The organism is Escherichia sp. E2748, assembly GCF_005781125.1.
Lineage (GTDB): Bacteria > Pseudomonadota > Gammaproteobacteria > Enterobacterales > Enterobacteriaceae > Escherichia.
Genome location: NZ_VATP01000058.1, coordinates 1 through 1,264, shown reverse-complemented (window position 1 = coordinate 1,264; position 1,264 = coordinate 1). Strand labels below are relative to the sequence as shown.

Below are 1,264 nucleotides of genomic sequence, written 5' to 3'. Positions count from 1 at the left end.
TTACTGACTGTGGATGACAGCCTGATGAAAGGTGACCGCCTGTCGTGGACGGTTTCCTGCTGCCTTGATAATAGTGGAATCCCGGTTACCTCTGAAACCGTGACCTGGAATGTAGCCTGGGATGCCGATATTGATGTTGACGTCACTTTTGCTGCCGATACACCGGTGTTAATTGATTACAGCAATGACAGCACGCGACCGTTATCCTCACGTCCTGCTATGGCCTGGCGGCTGACCGTGCCGGGACTAAGAAACACCCAGGCCTGTTTTTACCCCCTCGTGACCCGCATTACTGAAGATGCCATCATCAGCGACGCCTCGTTCAGTGAAATTGTCCCCTGTGCGGCAGACAGAACCAGTGGGGATTATTTTTACGTCATGCTGGACGACCTGGGGAGCGCTGTCATTAACGTGCAGCCCCGGGAAAACCGCACGCTGCTTACCGCGTTCAGCGCCGGGATTTATGGCGTCGGGACGATGGTCAACACCGCGAACTTTTTTATCAACAGTGCCTGGGAGGCTGCGACGGCGCCAGCTGTCAGCGTGGCAGAAGGGCAGAACCCTCAGGCGCGCCCCGGTGATGACAGCTATGGCCTGGCGACATTCCCGCTGCTTTCGAACTGGGAGGCGGTGAAGGAGCACGACCTGCTGGGCGGCGCGGTGTATCTATTTGCCGGAAAAGAGATACAGAAAAAGAACCACTACACGCCGCTGACGTTACTGGGAAAAACGCAGATCCCGCTTAAAGCCAGTGGTGGCGCGCCCGATATCGCCCTGTATTTTACCGAATCTAATTTCGAGGCCGGAAAGACTTATTACATCCATGCCTGTCTTGTCGAAAATGCCTATCTGCACAAGGGGGTGAATTATCTCCGTCTGCAGGAAATCAAATTTAAAATTCCGCAGGACCAGCCTGCCGCACCGGACGGGGTGAAGCGGACCTATCGTGCACCGGAATTTGTCTGTAAAGACGGCGCGGTTATTGATGAAGATGATGTGCTGCTCGGGCGCAATGAAATCGGCTATCAGGGGCTGGAATATCGTATTCCGTTATCCGGCGGGCAAAAACACCTGGTGGCGGGCGATCAGATAATGGCCACGGCATATCTGCACGCGTGGAATAAGCAGACGCAGGAAATGGAAAACAGTAATCCGCTGTTAAAATTAAATCAGCCCCATACCGTAACAGATGCCGATATAAATCGGGGCTATCTGACGGATGTTATTTCCATAGACGATCTGGCGGGCTGTGATATGCCCCCGC

Annotated in this window: 1 protein-coding gene; it reads left to right on the top strand. The window is 54.0% G+C overall.

Annotated features, from left to right (window positions below):
• Positions 1-1,264 (top strand): hypothetical protein (locus FEK42_RS22850; RefSeq protein WP_171022649.1); only part of this gene is annotated, 1,264 nt, incomplete at both ends.